Annotated in this window: 12 protein-coding genes and 1 pseudogene; 10 read left to right on the forward strand and 3 right to left on the reverse strand. The window is 51.5% G+C overall.

The annotated features are described in order from the left end of the window. The 7 genes and pseudogenes from ACN4EG_RS15780 to ACN4EG_RS15810 all read left to right on the forward strand — a co-directional run. Positions 1–135, forward strand: a pseudogene (locus tag ACN4EG_RS15780) (IS110 family transposase); the annotation flags it as partial. Positions 136–312: 177 nt separating this feature from the next. Continuing rightward, positions 313–1,179, forward strand: a complete 867-nt coding sequence (locus tag ACN4EG_RS15785) for a universal stress protein (protein WP_431630812.1) — start codon at positions 313–315, stop codon at positions 1,177–1,179. A gap of 40 nt (positions 1,180–1,219) precedes the next feature. After that, complete coding sequence (locus ACN4EG_RS15790; protein ID WP_431630814.1) at positions 1,220–1,846, forward strand: Uma2 family endonuclease; 627 nt, start codon at positions 1,220–1,222, stop codon at positions 1,844–1,846. 43 nt (positions 1,847–1,889) lie between these two features. After that, entirely contained in the window at positions 1,890–2,675 is a 786-nt protein-coding gene (locus ACN4EG_RS15795; RefSeq protein WP_431630815.1) for a molybdopterin-dependent oxidoreductase, read from the forward strand. Positions 2,676–2,739: 64 nt separating this feature from the next. Further along, entirely contained in the window at positions 2,740–3,228 is a 489-nt protein-coding gene (gene smpB / locus ACN4EG_RS15800) for an SsrA-binding protein SmpB (protein WP_431630816.1), read from the forward strand. Between the two features lie 364 nt (positions 3,229–3,592). Beyond that, positions 3,593–5,965, forward strand: coding sequence for a tetratricopeptide repeat protein (locus ACN4EG_RS15805; RefSeq protein ID WP_431630818.1), 2,373 nt, complete (start codon positions 3,593–3,595; stop codon positions 5,963–5,965). Between the two features lie 284 nt (positions 5,966–6,249). Continuing rightward, a complete protein-coding gene (locus tag ACN4EG_RS15810; RefSeq protein ID WP_431630820.1) occupies positions 6,250–6,777 on the forward strand; it encodes a hypothetical protein in 528 nt (175 codons plus the stop codon). 17 nt (positions 6,778–6,794) lie between these two features. Here the strand turns inward: ACN4EG_RS15810 and ACN4EG_RS15815 are convergent, their stop codons facing one another. Then, positions 6,795–9,416 carry a U32 family peptidase gene (locus ACN4EG_RS15815; RefSeq protein WP_431630821.1) on the reverse strand — a complete coding sequence of 874 codons (2,622 nt, stop codon included), beginning with the start codon at positions 9,414–9,416 and terminating at the stop codon, positions 6,795–6,797. Positions 9,417–9,644: 228 nt separating this feature from the next. Here ACN4EG_RS15815 and ACN4EG_RS15820 point away from each other — a divergent pair, with 228 nt between their 5' ends. The 3 genes from ACN4EG_RS15820 (at position 9,645) to ACN4EG_RS15830 (ending at position 15,911) form a co-directional block, all read left to right on the forward strand. After that, positions 9,645–10,220, forward strand: a complete 576-nt coding sequence (locus ACN4EG_RS15820) for a hypothetical protein (protein WP_431630823.1) — start codon at positions 9,645–9,647, stop codon at positions 10,218–10,220. Between the two features lie 66 nt (positions 10,221–10,286). Continuing rightward, positions 10,287–12,209: a phosphorylase family protein gene (locus ACN4EG_RS15825; RefSeq protein ID WP_431630824.1), complete on the forward strand. Its 1,923-nt coding sequence runs from the start codon at positions 10,287–10,289 to the stop codon at positions 12,207–12,209. A 21-nt stretch (positions 12,210–12,230) separates the two neighbouring features. After that, the gene (locus ACN4EG_RS15830; protein ID WP_431630825.1) at positions 12,231–15,911 is read left to right on the forward strand and encodes an nSTAND1 domain-containing NTPase; all 3,681 of its coding nucleotides are present in this window, start codon (positions 12,231–12,233) and stop codon (positions 15,909–15,911) included. Here ACN4EG_RS15830 and ACN4EG_RS15835 read toward each other — a convergent pair. Next, the gene (locus tag ACN4EG_RS15835) at positions 15,878–16,303 is read right to left on the reverse strand and encodes a hypothetical protein (protein ID WP_431630826.1); all 426 of its coding nucleotides are present in this window, start codon (positions 16,301–16,303) and stop codon (positions 15,878–15,880) included. The two genes, ACN4EG_RS15830 and ACN4EG_RS15835, sit on opposite strands and share 34 nt — an antisense overlap. 175 nt (positions 16,304–16,478) lie before the next feature. Next, complete coding sequence (locus tag ACN4EG_RS15840; protein ID WP_431630828.1) at positions 16,479–17,402, reverse strand: isoaspartyl peptidase/L-asparaginase family protein; 924 nt, start codon at positions 17,400–17,402, stop codon at positions 16,479–16,481. Between the last annotated feature and the right edge of the window lie 7 nt (positions 17,403–17,409).

A 17,409-nucleotide genomic window follows, 5' to 3' on the forward strand; every position in this document is an offset into this window, starting at 1 on the left:
AAGGCCAAGAAGGTTGCGTTAGTGGCTTGTATGCGAAAGTTGCTGACGATTCTCAATGCCATGGTCAAGCAGGGAACCTTCTGGAACCCTGCGGCCATAGCTAATCCAGGGCAAGTTCTGCCCCAACCTACTTGACTTTCAAGATAATCGCTAGCCCCCCTTAAAAAAGGGGGAACCGGAAAATTCATGCTCAAAGTCCCCCTTTTTTCTAGCGCAGCGGCGCGTTAGCGCGGGGATTTAGGGGGATCAATCCACCCGCGATCGACGACGATTTCCATCGACTGCACATCGCCTTTCCTACGGATTTTCGGTATGTTTCAACGACCTCTTATCTGCACCGACCTTCACGACGGCCTCCATCGGCTCACGCAATTTGTGCCTAGCTTGGCTGCCAGTGGTGCCCAACAAATCACCTTCTTGCACAGCATTCCCGTCAGCGATGAAGGCGCGATCGCCCGAGTTGACCCCGATCGGCAAGACCAAGCCCGCGATCGGCTCATGGCAGGTTTGACCCACACCGACGGTATAGATGTCCAAGTGCGGGTGGAAGTGGGGCGCGTGGTGGATAACGTGCTGCGGGTCGTGCGGGAACGGCAATGCGATGGTGTCATTCTAGGAACAGCCAGCAAAAGCCTACTCACCGAAAAACTGTTTGGCAGCACCACACGGGAACTAGCGCAAAAACTGACCGTCCCAATCCTGGCCATTCGTCCCCCCTTATTTTTAACCTTTACCGCTGAGGAACTAGACCTGCGCTGTCGCCACCTCTATCGCACGGTATTAGTTCCCTTTGACGGCAGCGAATCCGCCCAATACGCCGTCGAGCAAATCCAATCCCTAGCGGGTCAGATACAATCGATCGAACGCTGTATCCTCTGCTGGGTCGTTTCCGAAGGAGGTCGTCTTACCCCATCTCCAGAAACGCAAATCGAACAAGCCCAAACAACGCTAACCAAAATCGCTGCCCAATTGCAAGCAATCAACGTTCAACCCATTCAAGTCATTCGTCAAGGCGAACCTGCGACAACGCTACTAGAAACTGCCCAAACCTACGACGTCAGCGCGATCGCAATTTCCTCCAACACCCTCGGCAAACTCATCGAATGGTCAGTGCCCAGCCTAGCCGCAGAACTGCTCCGGCGCAGTTGGCACCCCGTGCTATTCCTCCCCCGCCGCTAGGATCCCATCGCTAGATTCTATCCCCTCACAAGGAGATCCAATGCAGATTACGCAGGTGAAACCCGTCACCTTTGATGAATTTATTGATTGGTATCCAGAGGGCGCGATCGTCCGCTACGAGCTACGACGGGGAGAGATTATCGAAATGCCAAAACCGAGGGGTGATCATTCCAAAGTGGCGGGCAGATTGGCCGGAAAACTGAATTCCATCATCGAACAAGCCGACTTACCGTACTTTATTCCTCGGGAATGTATTCTGCGTCGATCGGAGGATACGGGCTATGAACCCGATGTAATCATTTTGGATGAAACCGAAATCGGTAACGAGTCGCGTTGGGACAGTGGTTCGATTATCGATCGGGGTTCTAGCGTCAAACTGGTCGTTGAAGTCGTTTCCTCCAATTGGCAGGATGATTACGAATTCAAAATGGCTGACTATGAAGCGATGGGCATTCCTGAATACTGGATTGTCGATTACGCAGGGCTGGGCGGCACTCGCCATATCGGCAAGCCCAAACAACCCACGTTAACCGTTTGCACCCTGATTGACGGTGAGTATGAAATCCATCGCTTTCGGGGGGAGGACATGATCCTCTCACCCACCTTCCCAGCCCTCAATCTAACAGCGGCTCAAGTCCTAACACTGGAAAATTCCGTGGGTAAATAGGCGTAGATTAGACATAGATTAGGTTGAAAATTTCTCGTAAACCATGACTGATTTACTTTGGACTAGACGCCACTTTTTGCGCATGGCCGGCCTTTCGACCACGAGTTTAGCCTTGGGGGGCTGCGCTTCAGCGGACTTGGCCAACTTAGTCGGTCAACTGTCGGAACCCCTGAATCAGTCGATCGAATCCCTCTTGCTCAACCCCCAAAAGCCCGTCCCCGAATTTTCCCTCGATCGCATCGAACCGGACAAACTCATCGTCAACGGCTACTCCCGCTACTATCCCACCTTAGATCGATCGACCTTTCACCTAGAGCTGGATGGAGCCGTCGATCGGCCCCTATCCCTGACCCTACCGGAACTCTACAAGTTACCCAAAAGCTCCATGGTCATCCGCCATGTCTGCGTGGAAGGCTGGGCGGCGATCGTCCAGTGGGCAGGCGTGGCCCTGCGGGATTTGGTGCAACTGGCCCAACCGCAACCCGACGTGAAATACGCCTACTTCCAATCTGCCGACGGCTACTACGAAAGTTGGGACATTGCCTCCTCGCTCCATCCCCAAACCCTGCTGGCCTACGAAATGAACGGCGCAGAATTACCCATTCCCAACGGGGCCCCCCTGCGCCTCGCTGCCCCCATCAAACTAGGCTACAAGCAAAGCAAATGGGTCACCCGCGTCACCCTCACGAAGACCCTCCTGCCGCCGGACTGGTTGCGTGATCGACCCCGTGACCCCGCCCTGCAAGCCGCCCTCGCCTACGGGGGCATCTACCAACCGCGCACCGGCTTTTGGGAAGACCAAGGCTACGAATGGTTTGCTGGACTATAACCCGCTGGACTATCCTCCAAAACCTGACTAGAACCAATGCGATCGGGTCTTTTAAAATAGAGCTATGAATACTAAATCCACCAAGACAGACAACAAAGCAGAAGGCTTCAAAATCGTCAGCGATAACCGTCAAGCCCGCTTTCAGTACGAAATTTTGGAGACCTACCAAGCCGGAATTGAACTAGTGGGCACGGAGGTCAAATCCATTCGGGCTGGACGGGTCAACCTGCGGGATGGCTTCGCCCTGATTCGCGATGGTGAGGTGCTATTGCTGAATGTCCATATTTCGCCCCACCAAACCGCCGCCCAATTTTTTAACCACGACCCCCGACGCACTCGGAAACTCCTGTTGCATCGCCAGGAAATCCGCAAACTCATCGGCCAAGTGGAACAGCAAGGACTTACCCTAGTGCCGCTCAAAATGTATCTCAAGCGCGGTTGGGTCAAGATTGATCTCGCTCTGGTGCGCGGTAAAAAACTGCATGATAAACGGGAAGACGTACGCCGTCGGGAAGACCAGCGAGACATGCAACGGGCGATGAAGAATCGATAGACGATCGGGTATCGAAATTCTTAGATGAACTTCCTAGAAGGAAACCTATAGATCTCCCAGGTGATACGACCCCAAAACAACAAGAACTCCACTGCGCGAAATCGCTAACGGAGGGAACCGATCGATTAATGAAGGATTAATGAAGTTTGCTAGTGCAACTGTCACTTTTTTTGATCCCGATCGGCACACTAAGTCAAGACTAGGTCAATCGAGGCTCCTCGCCGCAACTTAGTTCCAGTTCCCGCTTCTAACCTTGCGTCTTTTGCATGATCGTAGGGAAAGCTATACCTAAAGGTTCCTCCTAGCGTCCTTTGCAATGCCCTCACATTCTATTTCGGTCAGTCAACTGTCTTGTGACTCAACTATGTCCAACCAAATTCTTGGCGGGCGATATCAAATCATTCGCCAGCTAGGGGGAGGTGGGTTTGGACAAACCTATCTTGCGCAGGATCTCCACCTACCTGGTAAACCGGCCTGCGTTGTAAAGCAACTCAAACCCAAGGTCAATAGTGCAGTCATTCTTGCAGCCGCTCAAACGTTATTTGAAGCGGAAGCAGAAGTACTTCATGCCCTAGGCTACCACGATCAAATTCCTCGACTGACCGCCCACTTTCAGGAAAATCAAGAATTTTATCTGGTTCAGGAATACATTGAAGGCATTGTCTTGAGCCAAGCCTGGAAAGGAAAACTACCGCTGCCGGAATCGGAGGTACGAGCCTTTCTCAAGGAAATTCTGACCCTACTGATCTTTGTCCATGATCACCAAGTGGTGCATCGCGATATCAAACCGGGTAACCTCATGCGCCGCACCCGAGATCAGAAAATAGTCTTAATTGACTTTGGTGCGGTCAAACAAATGGCCTTCTCCCATGCCGAAGATCCGGACATGATTGTGGGGTCATCGGGCTATGCTCCTCCGGAACAATTAGCCGGGGCAGCGGGGTTTGAGAGTGACCTGTACGCCGTGGGGATGATGGCGATTCAAGCCCTGACAGGCAGTTCCCCCAAACATCTCCAACGGGATCCTCATACCCAGGAGGTCATTTGGCGAGATCAAGCGGAAGTCAGTCCGGAGCTAGCGGATATCCTCGATCGCATGGTGCATTACGATAGCCAGCAGCGCTATCCCTCGGCGCGAACGATCTTGGAACAGATCCAAGTTCTGGAAAACTCAACGCCGCCGGAGGATGGGGGCAAAGCATGGCAGGAGCGGGGGGATTATTTACTCCAACGGCACCACTATCGTGAGGCAATTTCGGCCTACGATAAGGCCCTGCAAATGCAAGGTGAAGATGCTCAATTGTGGTTTAAGCGAGCTTTGGCCGCCGATAGTTTTCAATATTTTGAAGAAGCCCTGGCTGGGTACGATCGCGTAATCCAATTACAACCCACCCATTGTAAGGCATGGCTAAAGCGCGGCATGGTGCTGGAAAATTTGCAACGCCTAGAAGACGCCCTCGATTGCTACACCCATGTGGTGCAGTTACAGCCGGATAACTATTGGGCTTGGCACGATCGGGGTAAGTTGCTGGAAGCCTTGGAGCAGTGGGATGCAGCGATTACGGCCTACAGTCGCGCAATTCAAATTAAGCCAACCTTTCAATTAGCGGTCGAAAGTCGCAAACGGTTAATGATGGCACGAGGGCAGGTGGAACGGCTTTTGCAGATGGGCCACCGCCAAGAAGCATTGGAAGTTGTACTACAACTCCGGCAGCAGCAGCCTGATAATGCCCACTATCAGGTGCTTCACAGCATTACGTTAGCCAAATTGAAGCGCTACGACGAAGCTCTTGTAATTGTAGAGACTATTCTGGCCATCCAACCCAATCAGTTTGGAGCATTGGTTGAGAAAGGCATTATCCTAAGTCAGTTGCAGCAATGGGACGATGCACTCACTTGCATGAATCAGGCGATCGCCGGTGCGACACCAGAGAATCCGGAACAAACAGGGGCTTTAGCGAAGGCATGGCACCATCGGGGCTGGCTCCTAGAAAAATTAGGTAACCCTGAGGACGCGTTGCTGGCCTATCATCAAGCGCTGGAACTCCAACCCGAATTGGCTGCGGCGCTGGCAGGTAAATCCCGAGCACTAGAAAAGATTCAGTGGGAAGGACAGACGCCAGTCAGTGAAGAGATGGAAGATTCCACCGTGATGACTGGGGGCAATGTGGTCACGACCGAAGCACCGAGTTTGCTGTCTGCCTTGGCATTAGCTCAGTCATCTTCGCCTCTAGCAAATCTTCATAGCTCTGAACCTAGTTCTTCGTTCTTGATGCGGGGGGGATTGTGGGAAAAGGTGCGGAACCATTCTGTTTTAATGATGGGTAATAACCAAACCCTCAAGATTAATCCAGACGATCCCGAAGCACTCAAAGCCCGAGGAAATGTACTCGTTGCCTTAGGTCGTCACGAAGAAGCGATCGCCATCTACGATCGTGCCATTAACCGTCAGCCAGACAATCCGTCCCTGTGGTGCTGTTTGGCCAGTGCACTTGTCAAACTGAAGCGCTATCGCGAAGCGATTTCCTGCTTCGATCGGGCGATTCACCTGAAGCCGGAAAGCCATGTGCCTTGGTATTGGCGAGGTCGGATATTGATTGAACTCAAACAATATCAAGAGGCATTACATTCCCTGGAAACGGCACTGTCCAATAAACCGGACTTCCAACCTGCATTGCGCGATCGGACACAGGTTTACCATCTGCTGGATCAATTAGCAAAAGCAGATCAGAATTAATAGATCCAAGATGGGTACCTGTCAGACGGTTTTTGGATTCAGGGTGATTCCAGACAGATCTAGAGTGAATTGATGCGATCCATGCATGCCCTAGGGAGAGGCTTTGATAGAGATAGCCCTATGGAGCTGACCTTTGATATAGAGCTGACTTTTGTATTAGGAATTTCAGACAAGTCATCATAGTTGCTATATGATGGCTTCTAGCGATCATATTTTACTGACTAGAGATGCAAAAAATCGCTCAAGTGATTTCCGATATTTTTAATCCCCTAGTCATTTCGTCAATGGCTTTTTTTTTATTAGTTATTACAAGTAGTGAACTGAATCTGTGGTTGAAGATACTGGCTTATTCAATTACGATTCTGTTCTCTAGTTTGATCGTGTTTGGGTATGTATTTTATCTGAAATACCTCGGTGTCATTAAATCAACCGACCTGAGTCAGCGTGAAGAGAGAATTATTCCTCTCACCGTCGCACTTCTGAGCTATTCCCTAGGTTATGTCTTTCTGACTATGCTCAAGATGCCTATGCTGCTGCGCGGATTGATGTTTTGCTATGCTGCCAATACCTTGATCATTCTAATGATCACACGACGCTGGAAAATTAGTCTCCATACCACTGGCATTGCAGGCCCGATCGTCGCACTCACCTATCAATTTGGCCTTGTAATGTTACCGTTCTATTCCCTGATTCCGATCGTGGGTATGTCGCGTGTTCTGTCCAAACGCCAGCAAGTACCCCAAGTTATTGCTGGAGGATTACTAGGGCTTGGGTTAACGGCGGTGCAACTGCACTTTTTCTTGGGACGGTAAGTTCATAGCAACGCTGATTACTGAACCATTACACCCGTTTTCTCTAGCGATCCGCGAGTGACGCCTAGTTGATTTTGTAATTTCAATTCACGCCATAATTGAGCTCCTGTTATCTCACCCTTCAATAGTTGCTGGTAGCATTCGATCGTGCGTTGTACTTGTTTTGGTGATTCGTTAACAAATTCAATGCGAAATCGTTGAACGCCTAAGTCCATCAGGTGCGTCACGTATTCCGCCCCCGTTTGTGCCGTGCCGTTAAATACTGTATTGCGACAGCCCGCATCGGCTTGCAGAATATGCTCTGTGCCGACCCGATCTCGTAATTTGACTACATGGCTTTCGCAAGGTCGCCCGCAGTTGGTAAAGTCAGTCCCTTCTGAAAGAAAGGCACAGAAGACACAGTGCTCCATGTGGAACATCGGCATATGTTGATGGATTGTGACTTCCATCCAATCCGTCGGCACCGCTTGCAACAAATCCTGTAACTGTTGCACATTGAGATCGTAGGATGCCGTTAACCCAGCCAGATTACACTGCGTTTTGAAATAGTTGGCTGTAATGGGGTTGGCCACATTCAGGGAAAAATCACCCACGCAGAAGCGATCGGCAAAGTATTCCAAGTGATCATAATTGCGAATCAGATACCCATCGGCATCGGACTTGAGCACCTGTTGCAAAATCCAATTTTCGCTGGGTTTCGTAATGCGAGGAGGCGCGACTAAAATGCGGGGTATCGTGGCCTGTTCTCCGCGATAAGCCATGACCAATTGCACCGCATCCCGGTATTTACAAGGATCTTCAAATTCACAATAGAGCGTTTTGATTCCAGATTCTAATGCGACTTTTAGTTGATCTAGATTACGGGAAAGAACGATTAATTCTGGTGATGCTTCCTGTGACGGGCTAACCGATAAATTACGGTGATCTTGAATCGCTTTTTGACCCGATCGCGATTCTCGATCGCGCGTCATCTCCGGCAGTAATTCCTGCCACTGTACCGAGGAATTCAATTGCCACCGTTGGGGTTGAGCCCGCAGGGTTTCCAACTGTTCCACCAGCGATCGGCGCAAGCGATTTAACTCACTGACGGGAAGCATCACCGCTCCCTCAAGGTGGTTATCTAATCGATCGAGCTTAAAGGGCGTATTACCCAAGCGGCCTAACTGTTCCTGTAAGCGTTCCGTGGTCAGCGGTTTGCTGTGGGCGGCGACCAGCGCCATGGTGGATTCTACCTGTACCGTATGGCCTTGCTGATCGCGACCGATCACCACCAGTGTTTCCCCAACCGTGCCATAAAGTTCGATCGTGATGGGTTGTTGGAATTGGTATTCTTTTTCGTAGCTTTGTCGTACTTGTTTATCAAACTCTGGATCGCTGGTTTTCCAAACCCGATCGCCTACATACACGCGCCGAAAATTGACCGCATCCCGACCAAAGGTGAGCGTGGCTTCCTTGCCGCGTTGATCCAAGGTATAGACCCGTCCACCTTCTTCCTTACCTGCCGGATGGCCATTGTCAAACACCACCCCATCCCCCGGTTTCAACGGAGCTTCTAACCGCAGGGTGACGCGATCTTTCTGTACCCGCAGCACTTCGCCTAAATAGACCCCTCGCTTTTTCCCAAAGCGGGCATGAACCAGTTCTTGATTATTAATGCCCTCAAACCAGCCGGTATAAAGGCCCCGTGAAAAAGACATTTCTAAGGCATAGCGATCGCTCCGATTACGATCGCGAGTATCCCGATCGGCTGCGATTTTCTCCATTGCCTGAGCCATTACCCGATCGAGGGCTTCCCGATAGACCCGCGTCACACTGGCCACATATTCCGGCGCTTTTAAACGGCCTTCAATTTTCAGGCAACTCACCCCCGTTTGCACCAATTCCGGCAACACCGCCAAGCCTGATAAATCCTGGGGACTCAGCAAATATTGCCGATCGCCTAAATCAACCCGCTTGCCGTCGGCAATCAACTCATAGGGCATCCGGCACGCCTGGGCACATTCCCCGCGATTGGCTGATCGCCCCCCCAGGGATTCACTGGTTAAACATTGTCCAGAATAGGCGACACACAACGCCCCATGGACGAACACTTCCAACGGCAACGCCACTTGGCGATCGTGGATTTGGGTTTGGATTTTACGAATTTCCTTCAGCGAACATTCCCGCGCCAACACGACTAATTGACAACCCAGCTTCTGGGCAAATTCCACCCCCGCCGCACTGGTCACCGTCATTTGGGTAGAAGCGTGAATCGGAAAATCCGGCGATAGGTGACGAATTAACCGACAAATCCCGATGTCCTGGACAATCACCGCATCCACGCCGGCGCTAATCATGCTGCGGAGGTACTGGGCAGCGGCGGCGAGTTCCTGGGGGAAAATGAGGGTATTTAGCGTCACATAGCCCTTGACACCGCGACGATGGAGATAGGCCATTAACCCTGGTAGATCAGCTTCGGTGAAATTCTGCGATCGCATCCGTGCGTTAAACCGATCGAGACCAAAATAAATGGCATCGGCTCCATTTTCCACTGCCGCGCGGGCGCATTCCCAGTTACCTGCCGGAGCCAACAGTTCCGGCCTCCGGAGGGCTACCGATCGCTCAGAGATTGGCACAGATTGGGAAGACGACTGGGACATGACAGGAGTAGCGGGAGTTTACCCAGTCATCATAGCTCGTTGATTTACGAGCCTCAACTGGACATCGCCCTCTGTCCACTTCTCTTCGACCGATTTCCCTAGGTGCTGCCATGGACAATATCAATTTCTTTCCAAGATAGCCTTCATAACTTCCTCAACTTTGAATTTTATACTGAAGCCAAAGAATTTGAAGGGCTTTCGGATCCTATCAGGGGGAAGGGGCGTTCCATGAAAGAAGACGAATCAAGGCTCAATGTCTATCTTCAAGAATATAGCCAGTTAAAGCAGGAGCAAATCCAGCGCATTGGTTGGCGGGATAATTTGCTGTATGTGACGCTGAGCTTATATGGCGTCGTTTTAGGGCTGGCCTTGGGTGAGACCCTAGGGGATAAGGCTAAGAATCCTTACGCTTTATTAATTTTGCCGTGGGTGAGTTTAGTTTTAGGTTGGAACTACCTGGTTAATGATCAAAAAATTACGGCGATCGGTCACTATATCCGCCACACCTTAGTGCAGAAAATCAGCCACCATCTCGGTTCAGATCATCCTGGAGCGGATTCGATCTTAGGTTGGGAAATTGCCCATCGTAGCGATCGCCATCGGCAACACCGTAAGTTTAAACAAATGATCGTGGATGAGATTGCTTTTGTCCTCTCCGGCATCGCTGCACTCATAGCCTTTAGCCATTTCATTTCGCCTTGGCAGAATGGGTTGATCAGTGTGTTGTGGGGGTTGGAGTTGCTGTTCTTGCTGGGACTCGGAATCGAAATTATCCGCTATGCCGATCGGGCCCAGGGTCGTTAGATTGATTTGCTGCATCCCCCTCCGTTAAAAGGGGCTAGGTCAGGATAGAGACAGGGAATAGGCGATATGGGAGACCTTAAAGTTGATTTTGCCATTATTACTGCGATCGAGGTCGAGCGCCGCGCCGTTTGTGAACGCTTTCAGATCACAGATCGCGATCGTGTCTTTCAGGAATCCCGGGTCTACTGGCGCAAATCGATCGATCTCAATCATGGCGAGTTTTATAACCTGATTGTGGCGCAATCTCCCGATATGGCTGGGGTAGATGCTGCCGTTCTCGTCTCTGATATTCTTCATCACTGGCATCCCGCAGCAATCTTGCTGGTGGGCATTGCAGCCGGTGTCAATCCTGAAAAGCAGCAGATGGGGGATGTGGTGGTTGGTCGGGATATCTACTACTATGAGCGCGGCAAACTGACCCCCGAAGGCAAACAGCCCGAACCCATCATGTATCGTGCGGATGCCACGCTGTTGAACCACGTGCAGGCGCTGCCGGAGTGGAGCCTGCCCCCCAATTTACTCAGCCCCGATGGCTCGCCCACCCAACCCAAAATTCACTACGGGGTCATCGCATCAGGGGAAAAGGTGATTGCGGATAGTGTTGTCCGCGATGAGATTACAGCCAGCGATCGCAAAATTGCTGCCATTGAAATGGAGGGCTATGGATTTAGCGCGGCGAGTTGGCAAAGTTTCGATCGGGTGCGGTACCTCGTTATCAAGGCCATTTGTGACTTTGGGGATGCTAGTAAGGGCGATCGTTGGCATTCCTATGCAGCGGCGGTGGCAGCGGACTTTACGAAACATTTCTTGCTCGATCGGCCCTTGGAACCCCGGAATCCACCCCTTCGCGCCATGCCAACACCGGGGCAATATAAGCCCATCATCGATGAATTGAAATTCGGTAATATTGTGCCGTTCCTTGGGCCGGGGATTAATCCTAATTTTTATATTCAACTGGCTTCGCGGTTAACGGAATCTATTGAAGCCGAACTGCCCCAAGAGTCTAGTCAGAATCCGGTTGAACGCAATTTGATTCAACGCTTAATCGGCGTTCCCTGTCAGATTTGTCACTATTTACCCGATGAAAGACCTCAGCAATGTCCCATGCTCCAGGGCATCGAGAGAGCGGATAGCTGTCCGGTATATCTAGAACAGCGATTGGCTGTCGCTAAAACGAATCTGCGCTATCTCTCGCAGTATTACAAACTCATTAATAATTTAGATACATTTTACGACAAGCTCTATGAAATTTTGGAGTCTCTAGAAAGTGGTCGTCGTCCTAATCCAGTCCATTCGTTCTGGGCGGGGCTTCCTCACCAAATGCTGGCGAAAAATTACCCCAGAAGCTGTCCTGGTTTGCCCTACCAGCTCATTGTGACGACCAATTGCGATAACTTACTAGAACAGGCTTTTGAACAAGCGCAGCAACCCTATGACGTGATCTACTACATTGCCGATGGAATCGATCGGGGCAAATATAAGCATCGTCGCTACCAATCCCAAACGGCACAGCTTATTGATGACCCGCAAAATTATGACGATCAATTGCCCATGCGGCAGGCTGGGAGCACGATGGGAATCCGGGAGCAGCATTCCAGTTACCCCATCATCCTGAAGCTGTATGGAACGCAGGAGAACCGTTTTGTGGTCACGGAGGATCACCTCAATTCTTTGGTGGGTAGCCCGATTAAGAATCTGCCTTCGGGCTTAAAAAGAATCCTGGGGGAAGCGGGCATTTTATTTCTGGGATACAGCCCCAATGACTCCGATCTTCAACAGTTGGTGAATTGGTTATGGCCCGATCAAAAATTACCAAGTGTTTCGCGGTTGGTGCACCAATCCCATCCCGGTGATTTAGAGAAAAAGATTTGGAAAGACCAGCGAAATGTGGAGTTGCTGTCCGTTGCTTGTTCTCCTGAAGAGTTTGTGGCTGCCCTACAGCAGGAGCTAGAAAGCTTAAAGCCTAGGGTTGTAGAACCGATGCGATGAGAGATGCAGGAGTGAAACGTCATGAAATCTGATTCAATGAAGCCCCAATCTTGGCTCCCGGAGAGTGGTGAATCGGTTCAGCCTGTGCCCGACCCTGTCAATAAACCTGTAGCTCAACCTGTCAACCCAACGACTACCGACCCACCCAACAATGACCCGCCTGAGACGAATACTAGCGCCCCCTACAAGGGTTTGCGTCCCTACACCGACAAGGATGCCGATATCTTTTTTGGGCGCACGCGGGATATTCAGCGGATTGTGAATAATCTGTTGGCGTGGCGGTTAACGGTGCTCTATGGCGAAAGTGGGGTGGGCAAGAGTTCTGTTTTGCAGGCGGGGGTGATTCATGCCCTCCAGGCCGAAGCTCAGGAAAATCTTGAGGATTATGGGTTTCCTAAATTGGCGGTGGTGCTGTTTCCGTCCCAGCAGGGGGAGCATTTTTGGCAGCAAGATCCGCTACAAAGTCTGATGCAGCAGATTGTCGCTGATATGCAGGCCAGTGGTTTCCCGATTCAGATGCCGGAGCCGGGAACTTCGTTGCTGGAAATGCTGCAAACGTTGACGGCCCAGTTGGGTGGGGAACATTTGGATGGTCGCGTTTTCATTATTTTGGATCAGTTTGAGGAGTATTTCCAATATCATCCATCTCCGGAGCCGGAAGGGGGATTGATTGCGGAGATTGCGCGGGTGATGAGTTCTCCGGATCTGCGGGTGAATTTTCTGATTTCGCTGCGGGAAGATGCCTATGCCAAGTTGAATTTGTTGCGGCGATATCTGCCGAATATTCTGGATATCTGTTTGCAGATTGAGCATTTGGATCGGGATGCGGCCCGTGAGGCGATCGTACTGCCGATCGAGAAATATAACCAAAGAGTAGAGGCTGAGGAGCAGGTGACGATTACGCCTGACTTGGTGAATGCGATTTTGCAGGGGATTCCTCGGGTGGGGCGCGGGGGGGAGGGTCGTGCGGGGCTGGAGAAGTTGGAGGCGGTGCTGGGGAATCAAATTCTTGCGCCCTATTTGCAACTGGTGATGATGCGTCTGTGGGATGAGATGGTGCAGGAGCAGTCCTATTGTTTAAGTCTGGACAGGCTGACTCGCATTGCAGATCCGACGATCGCGGATGAGGATGAAAAAATTACGATCGCGATCGATAAAATTGTCCAAGAACATGTGGCGGAAACGCTGCGAAATCTATCGATCGAGGAACAGGATATTGCGGCGCGGAGTTTCCAATATTTGGTTACGCCGTCGGGGACGAAGTATGCCTACTCTACGGCGGATTTAGCGAACCTGGTGGGCTGCGAAGCGCAGGATCTCGATCGCTTGTTCGATCAACTCACGAAGGATCAACGGATTATTCGTCGGATTGGTAGTTTACCCGATCGGCCCGATGTGGAACGCTATGAAATTTTTCACGATGTCCTAGCTGCTGCAATCCTGCAATGGCGAATGCAATATGTAGACAAACAACGAAAGGAACAGGAACGAAAAGAGCAGGAAAAAAGAGAACAGGAACAACAATGGAAACACTGGAAAATCAGCAAAAATTTAATGATGGGAACCTTTGTAGGAACTGCCATCATTGCTCTTTTTGGCTGGCAAACAGCAGACGCTTACCGAAGCAAAGTGGATTTATTGATCAAGCAGTCCCAACAAGCGCTTCAGCAATTTAACAATGGACAACAACTGGAGGGCTTACAACAGGCCATCCAAACTGGGCAAACAGTGAACCAGCGGGTGCAAAAAAGTCCATTCCGCTGGTTGTTGGGTGATCAACAAAATCAGGCTATTCAACAATCCACTGCCACCCTGCAACAAATGCTGATGCGAGTCCAGGTGCAAAACCAACTGGAAATCCCCTCCGGCCAGCTAACCAGTTTGGATCTCAGTGCGGACTGGAAAATTGCGGCCCTGGCATTTTCGGACGGCACGATCGAAGTCCGCGAGATCACAACGGGTAAACAACTCAACCGATTTTCGGTCACAGGCAAAATTGTGGATCTTCACATTGATGGAACAGATTTAGTCGTTGTTTTAGACGATGGCAAGGTGCAGCGGGGCAATTGGCAAACGGGCCAAATGCAACCTTTGCCGCAAATCTCCCAGCAATCCCCCGCCAACTTTCGCTTTAGTGCCCAAGGCAGCACGATCGCCCTCTTGATCAGCAATCCCAATCTTTCTAAACCCTTCCGGGTGGAGATGTGGGATTGGAAAACCGATCGCAAACTCACCACACTTCCATCAGTAAAGAATTTTTTGGACTTTGCCCTCAGCCCAGACGGAAAAACGCTGGCCACCGCAACCGGAGATAGCACCGTGCAGGTGTGGAACAGTCACACGGGACAACCCCTCACTAAAGTCAAAACCTCCCACCAAGTCGTAAGTCTTGATCTGAGTCCGGATGGCAAAACCTTGGCTGTAATCACAACCGATGGAATTCTACAGCTCTGGAACTGGCCCACCCAAAAGCCACCCACCCAGGTGCCAGAATTCAATTCTGCAATCAGTTTGCACTTCAGCCCCCAGGGGAACATCCTCGCGATCGTCAGTACGGATGGCAAAATCCAACTCTGGGATCCCAAAAAACAACAAAGCCTCACCCAAATTACCCCAATACGCAATAGCACTTTCCTAGGCATCAGTCCCGACGGGCAAAAACTCGCCATACTGACGGATCAGGGCACCCTGCAACTGTGGCCATTGAAAAACCGTACCGCGATCGCTCAATTCCAATCAAAGCAATCGGTGTTGCGTCTTTGGTTTAGCCCCGATGGGCAGCAGGCAGGCATGGATTTAGCAAACGGGCTTGTCCAATTTTGGAATCCCAAGGCAAACAGACCTATCCCAGCGCCAAAGACCTTAAGTTCAGGCGATCGCGATCTCATTATCAGTCGTGCTATCAGCAGCCCTCAACCCTTATCCTCGCAAGGTGCCAGCCAGACGATCGTGACTGGAAGTGTCAACGGCACCATCACGCTGTGGAATGCCCAGGGGGCAAACGAAACACTGCAACAACAAGGCGATACCGTGCTTGGCCTCAGTATCAGTCCTGACGGTCAAACGATCGCTAGCGGTGATTCCAGTGGTACCATCACACTGTGGAATGCCCAGGGGAAAAAGTTAAAAACACTGCAAGAACAGCCTAAGCCAATTACAAGCCTTAGCTTTAGTCCCGACGGAAAAATCTTTGTGAGTGGAATGCAAAGCGGGGAAGTCACTCTGTGGAATCTCTCAGGTCAGAAATTACAAACCTTGGCAGGACACCGCGATGCCGTCACTAGCATTCGCTTCAGCCCCGATGGCCAAACAATTGCTACCGCGTCCGACGATGCAACGGTTCGCCTCTGGAATGCCGCAGGCCAAGAGTTGGCTACCCTCCAGGGGCGAGATGCCGTCAATAGCGTGAGTTTCAGTCCCAATGGTCAACAAATTGCGACGCTCTCCAAAGACACCCTCCAGTTCTGGGATACCCAGGGGAATCTGCAAGCTACGCTCCCCGGTATTAGCAGCTTTGCCTTCAGCCCCAACGGCCAACAAATCGCCCTCGCCACCCCGGACGGCGTGGTCAGCCTGTTGCCCACAGATCTCTCCTCCCTGCTGACCCAAGGCTGCCAATGGCTCCAACCCTACCTCCAGAGCCACCCCCAAGCCGCCCAAGACCTTTCCTATTGCAGCCAAAGATCTTCCAGCGCCATGTAGAGCTTGCCATAGATCCGCCCGCCATCGCGCCGCGCATCATAACACTGCCTATCGGAATACCGCAGCTTAACCGATCTCCGCCGATAGTAGGCTACATTGACCCGATCTAGCACAAGGGGCCTAGTTTTCTTATTCCAGGCAAAGGTGCGTTTGACACAGGCTCGGGTGCCAGGTGAGGTTCCATGGTCTTTGTTAATTGTCAGCGTGCAGGTATTGCTATTCGGGAAACACCGGAATGCACTAATTTTGACATCCCCCACTTCCTGGGATGCCTCCACAGGACTGACAGTGCCCACCACACCCAAAACCCCTAGCCCGATCGTCAGCCCCATTCCCAGGAGAGGCTTCACCAGGTGATTGATGAGAGAATTCATCCCCACTGTCCGTGGCATATCCTTGCTCCTCCTTTTTCCAGCCCGATCGCGATGACACGAAACCATGACCTCATTAGTGTTTCGATCGTGGCATAAATCCTGACGCACGGTTCTGAATTGACGTAATTCTTAAGTATGGCTAGGATTGCCGTTGCCATTGCAGCCGCCATTCCCAATTCCATACTCGATCGAACTACCCCAACTTACAAATTGCTTCGCCGCCTAATTCGATCCAGCCGTGAATCAATCCCGACGTAGACTGCGCCGCACCACAACGCCCCGCGCCATCAATTACGATCGCGCCGCCATCCCCATTCACCTTCCGCACCAGCTCATCAATGCCCGCCTGGGCCGCCGCCGCCGCATCCATGCCCTTAAACTGCACATAGCTGGCGATCGTCTTGGCAAACACCGTCCGTAAAAACTGCTCTCCATAACCCGTAGCAGACACCGCACAGGTTTCATTCTCCGCAAACACCCCTGCACCCACGATCGGGGTATCCCCCACCCGGCCCCAGCGCTTATTGACCAGCCCACCCGTGGAGGTCGCCGCCGCCAAATTGCCCGATAAGTCCCGCGCCACAGCTCCCACGGTACCCAGCTTTTGCTTAATCCGTTCGTGATCCAGAGTCATCCGTCCCGCTGCCTGGGCTTCCTGCAACTGCTGCACCCGTGCTGCTGTGATGAAATAGGCATCCTCGCACAATTCCACCTGCCGCGCCTTGGCAAACTCCAATGCCCCTTCTGCGGCTAGCAAAACGTGATCGCCCTGTTCCAGTACCTGCCGCGCTAACGCGATCGGATTTTTTACCCCCTTCACACAAGTAACACCCCCCGCTTTCAGCGTTTGCCCATCCATTAACGCTGCATCCATCTCCACTTGGCCCTGGGCATTTAAAACCGATCCGCGCCCTGCATTGTACAGTGGATTATCTTCCAACAACGTGACGCAATATTCCACCACATCCAAGGCTCGATCGCCCTTTGCCAGCCGCGATCGACCTGCTTCTAGAATTTCTAAAACACTGCTACGAAATTCCGCTTCTGTTGCTTCATACTTCAGATCCTCCAACGCGCCTGCGCCGCCGTGAATCATTAAGGAATAACCATTCGTCATTGCTGAG

It is taken from the genome of Alkalinema pantanalense CENA528 (genome assembly GCF_050753345.1).
Classification (GTDB): domain Bacteria; phylum Cyanobacteriota; class Cyanobacteriia; order Leptolyngbyales; family Leptolyngbyaceae; genus Alkalinema; species Alkalinema pantanalense.

Bases quoted from the DNA above. Each gene is read 5' to 3' on its own strand.
- smpB (WP_431630816.1), top strand. From the start codon at position 2,740: ATGAATACTAAATCCACCAAGACAGACAACAAAGCAGAAGGCTTCAAA.
- ACN4EG_RS15785 (WP_431630812.1), top strand. From the start codon at position 313: ATGTTTCAACGACCTCTTATCTGCACCGACCTTCACGACGGCCTCCAT.
- ACN4EG_RS15790 (WP_431630814.1), top strand. From the start codon at position 1,220: ATGCAGATTACGCAGGTGAAACCCGTCACCTTTGATGAATTTATTGAT.
- ACN4EG_RS15805 (WP_431630818.1), top strand. From the start codon at position 3,593: ATGTCCAACCAAATTCTTGGCGGGCGATATCAAATCATTCGCCAGCTA.
- ACN4EG_RS15840 (WP_431630828.1), bottom strand. From the start codon at position 17,402: ATGACGAATGGTTATTCCTTAATGATTCACGGCGGCGCAGGCGCGTTG.
- ACN4EG_RS15830 (WP_431630825.1), top strand. From the start codon at position 12,231: ATGAAATCTGATTCAATGAAGCCCCAATCTTGGCTCCCGGAGAGTGGT.
- ACN4EG_RS15825 (WP_431630824.1), top strand. From the start codon at position 10,287: ATGGGAGACCTTAAAGTTGATTTTGCCATTATTACTGCGATCGAGGTC.
- ACN4EG_RS15835 (WP_431630826.1), bottom strand. From the start codon at position 16,303: ATGCCACGGACAGTGGGGATGAATTCTCTCATCAATCACCTGGTGAAG.
- ACN4EG_RS15795 (WP_431630815.1), top strand. From the start codon at position 1,890: ATGACTGATTTACTTTGGACTAGACGCCACTTTTTGCGCATGGCCGGC.
- ACN4EG_RS15810 (WP_431630820.1), top strand. From the start codon at position 6,250: ATGGCTTTTTTTTTATTAGTTATTACAAGTAGTGAACTGAATCTGTGG.
- ACN4EG_RS15820 (WP_431630823.1), top strand. From the start codon at position 9,645: ATGAAAGAAGACGAATCAAGGCTCAATGTCTATCTTCAAGAATATAGC.
- ACN4EG_RS15815 (WP_431630821.1), bottom strand. From the start codon at position 9,416: ATGTCCCAGTCGTCTTCCCAATCTGTGCCAATCTCTGAGCGATCGGTA.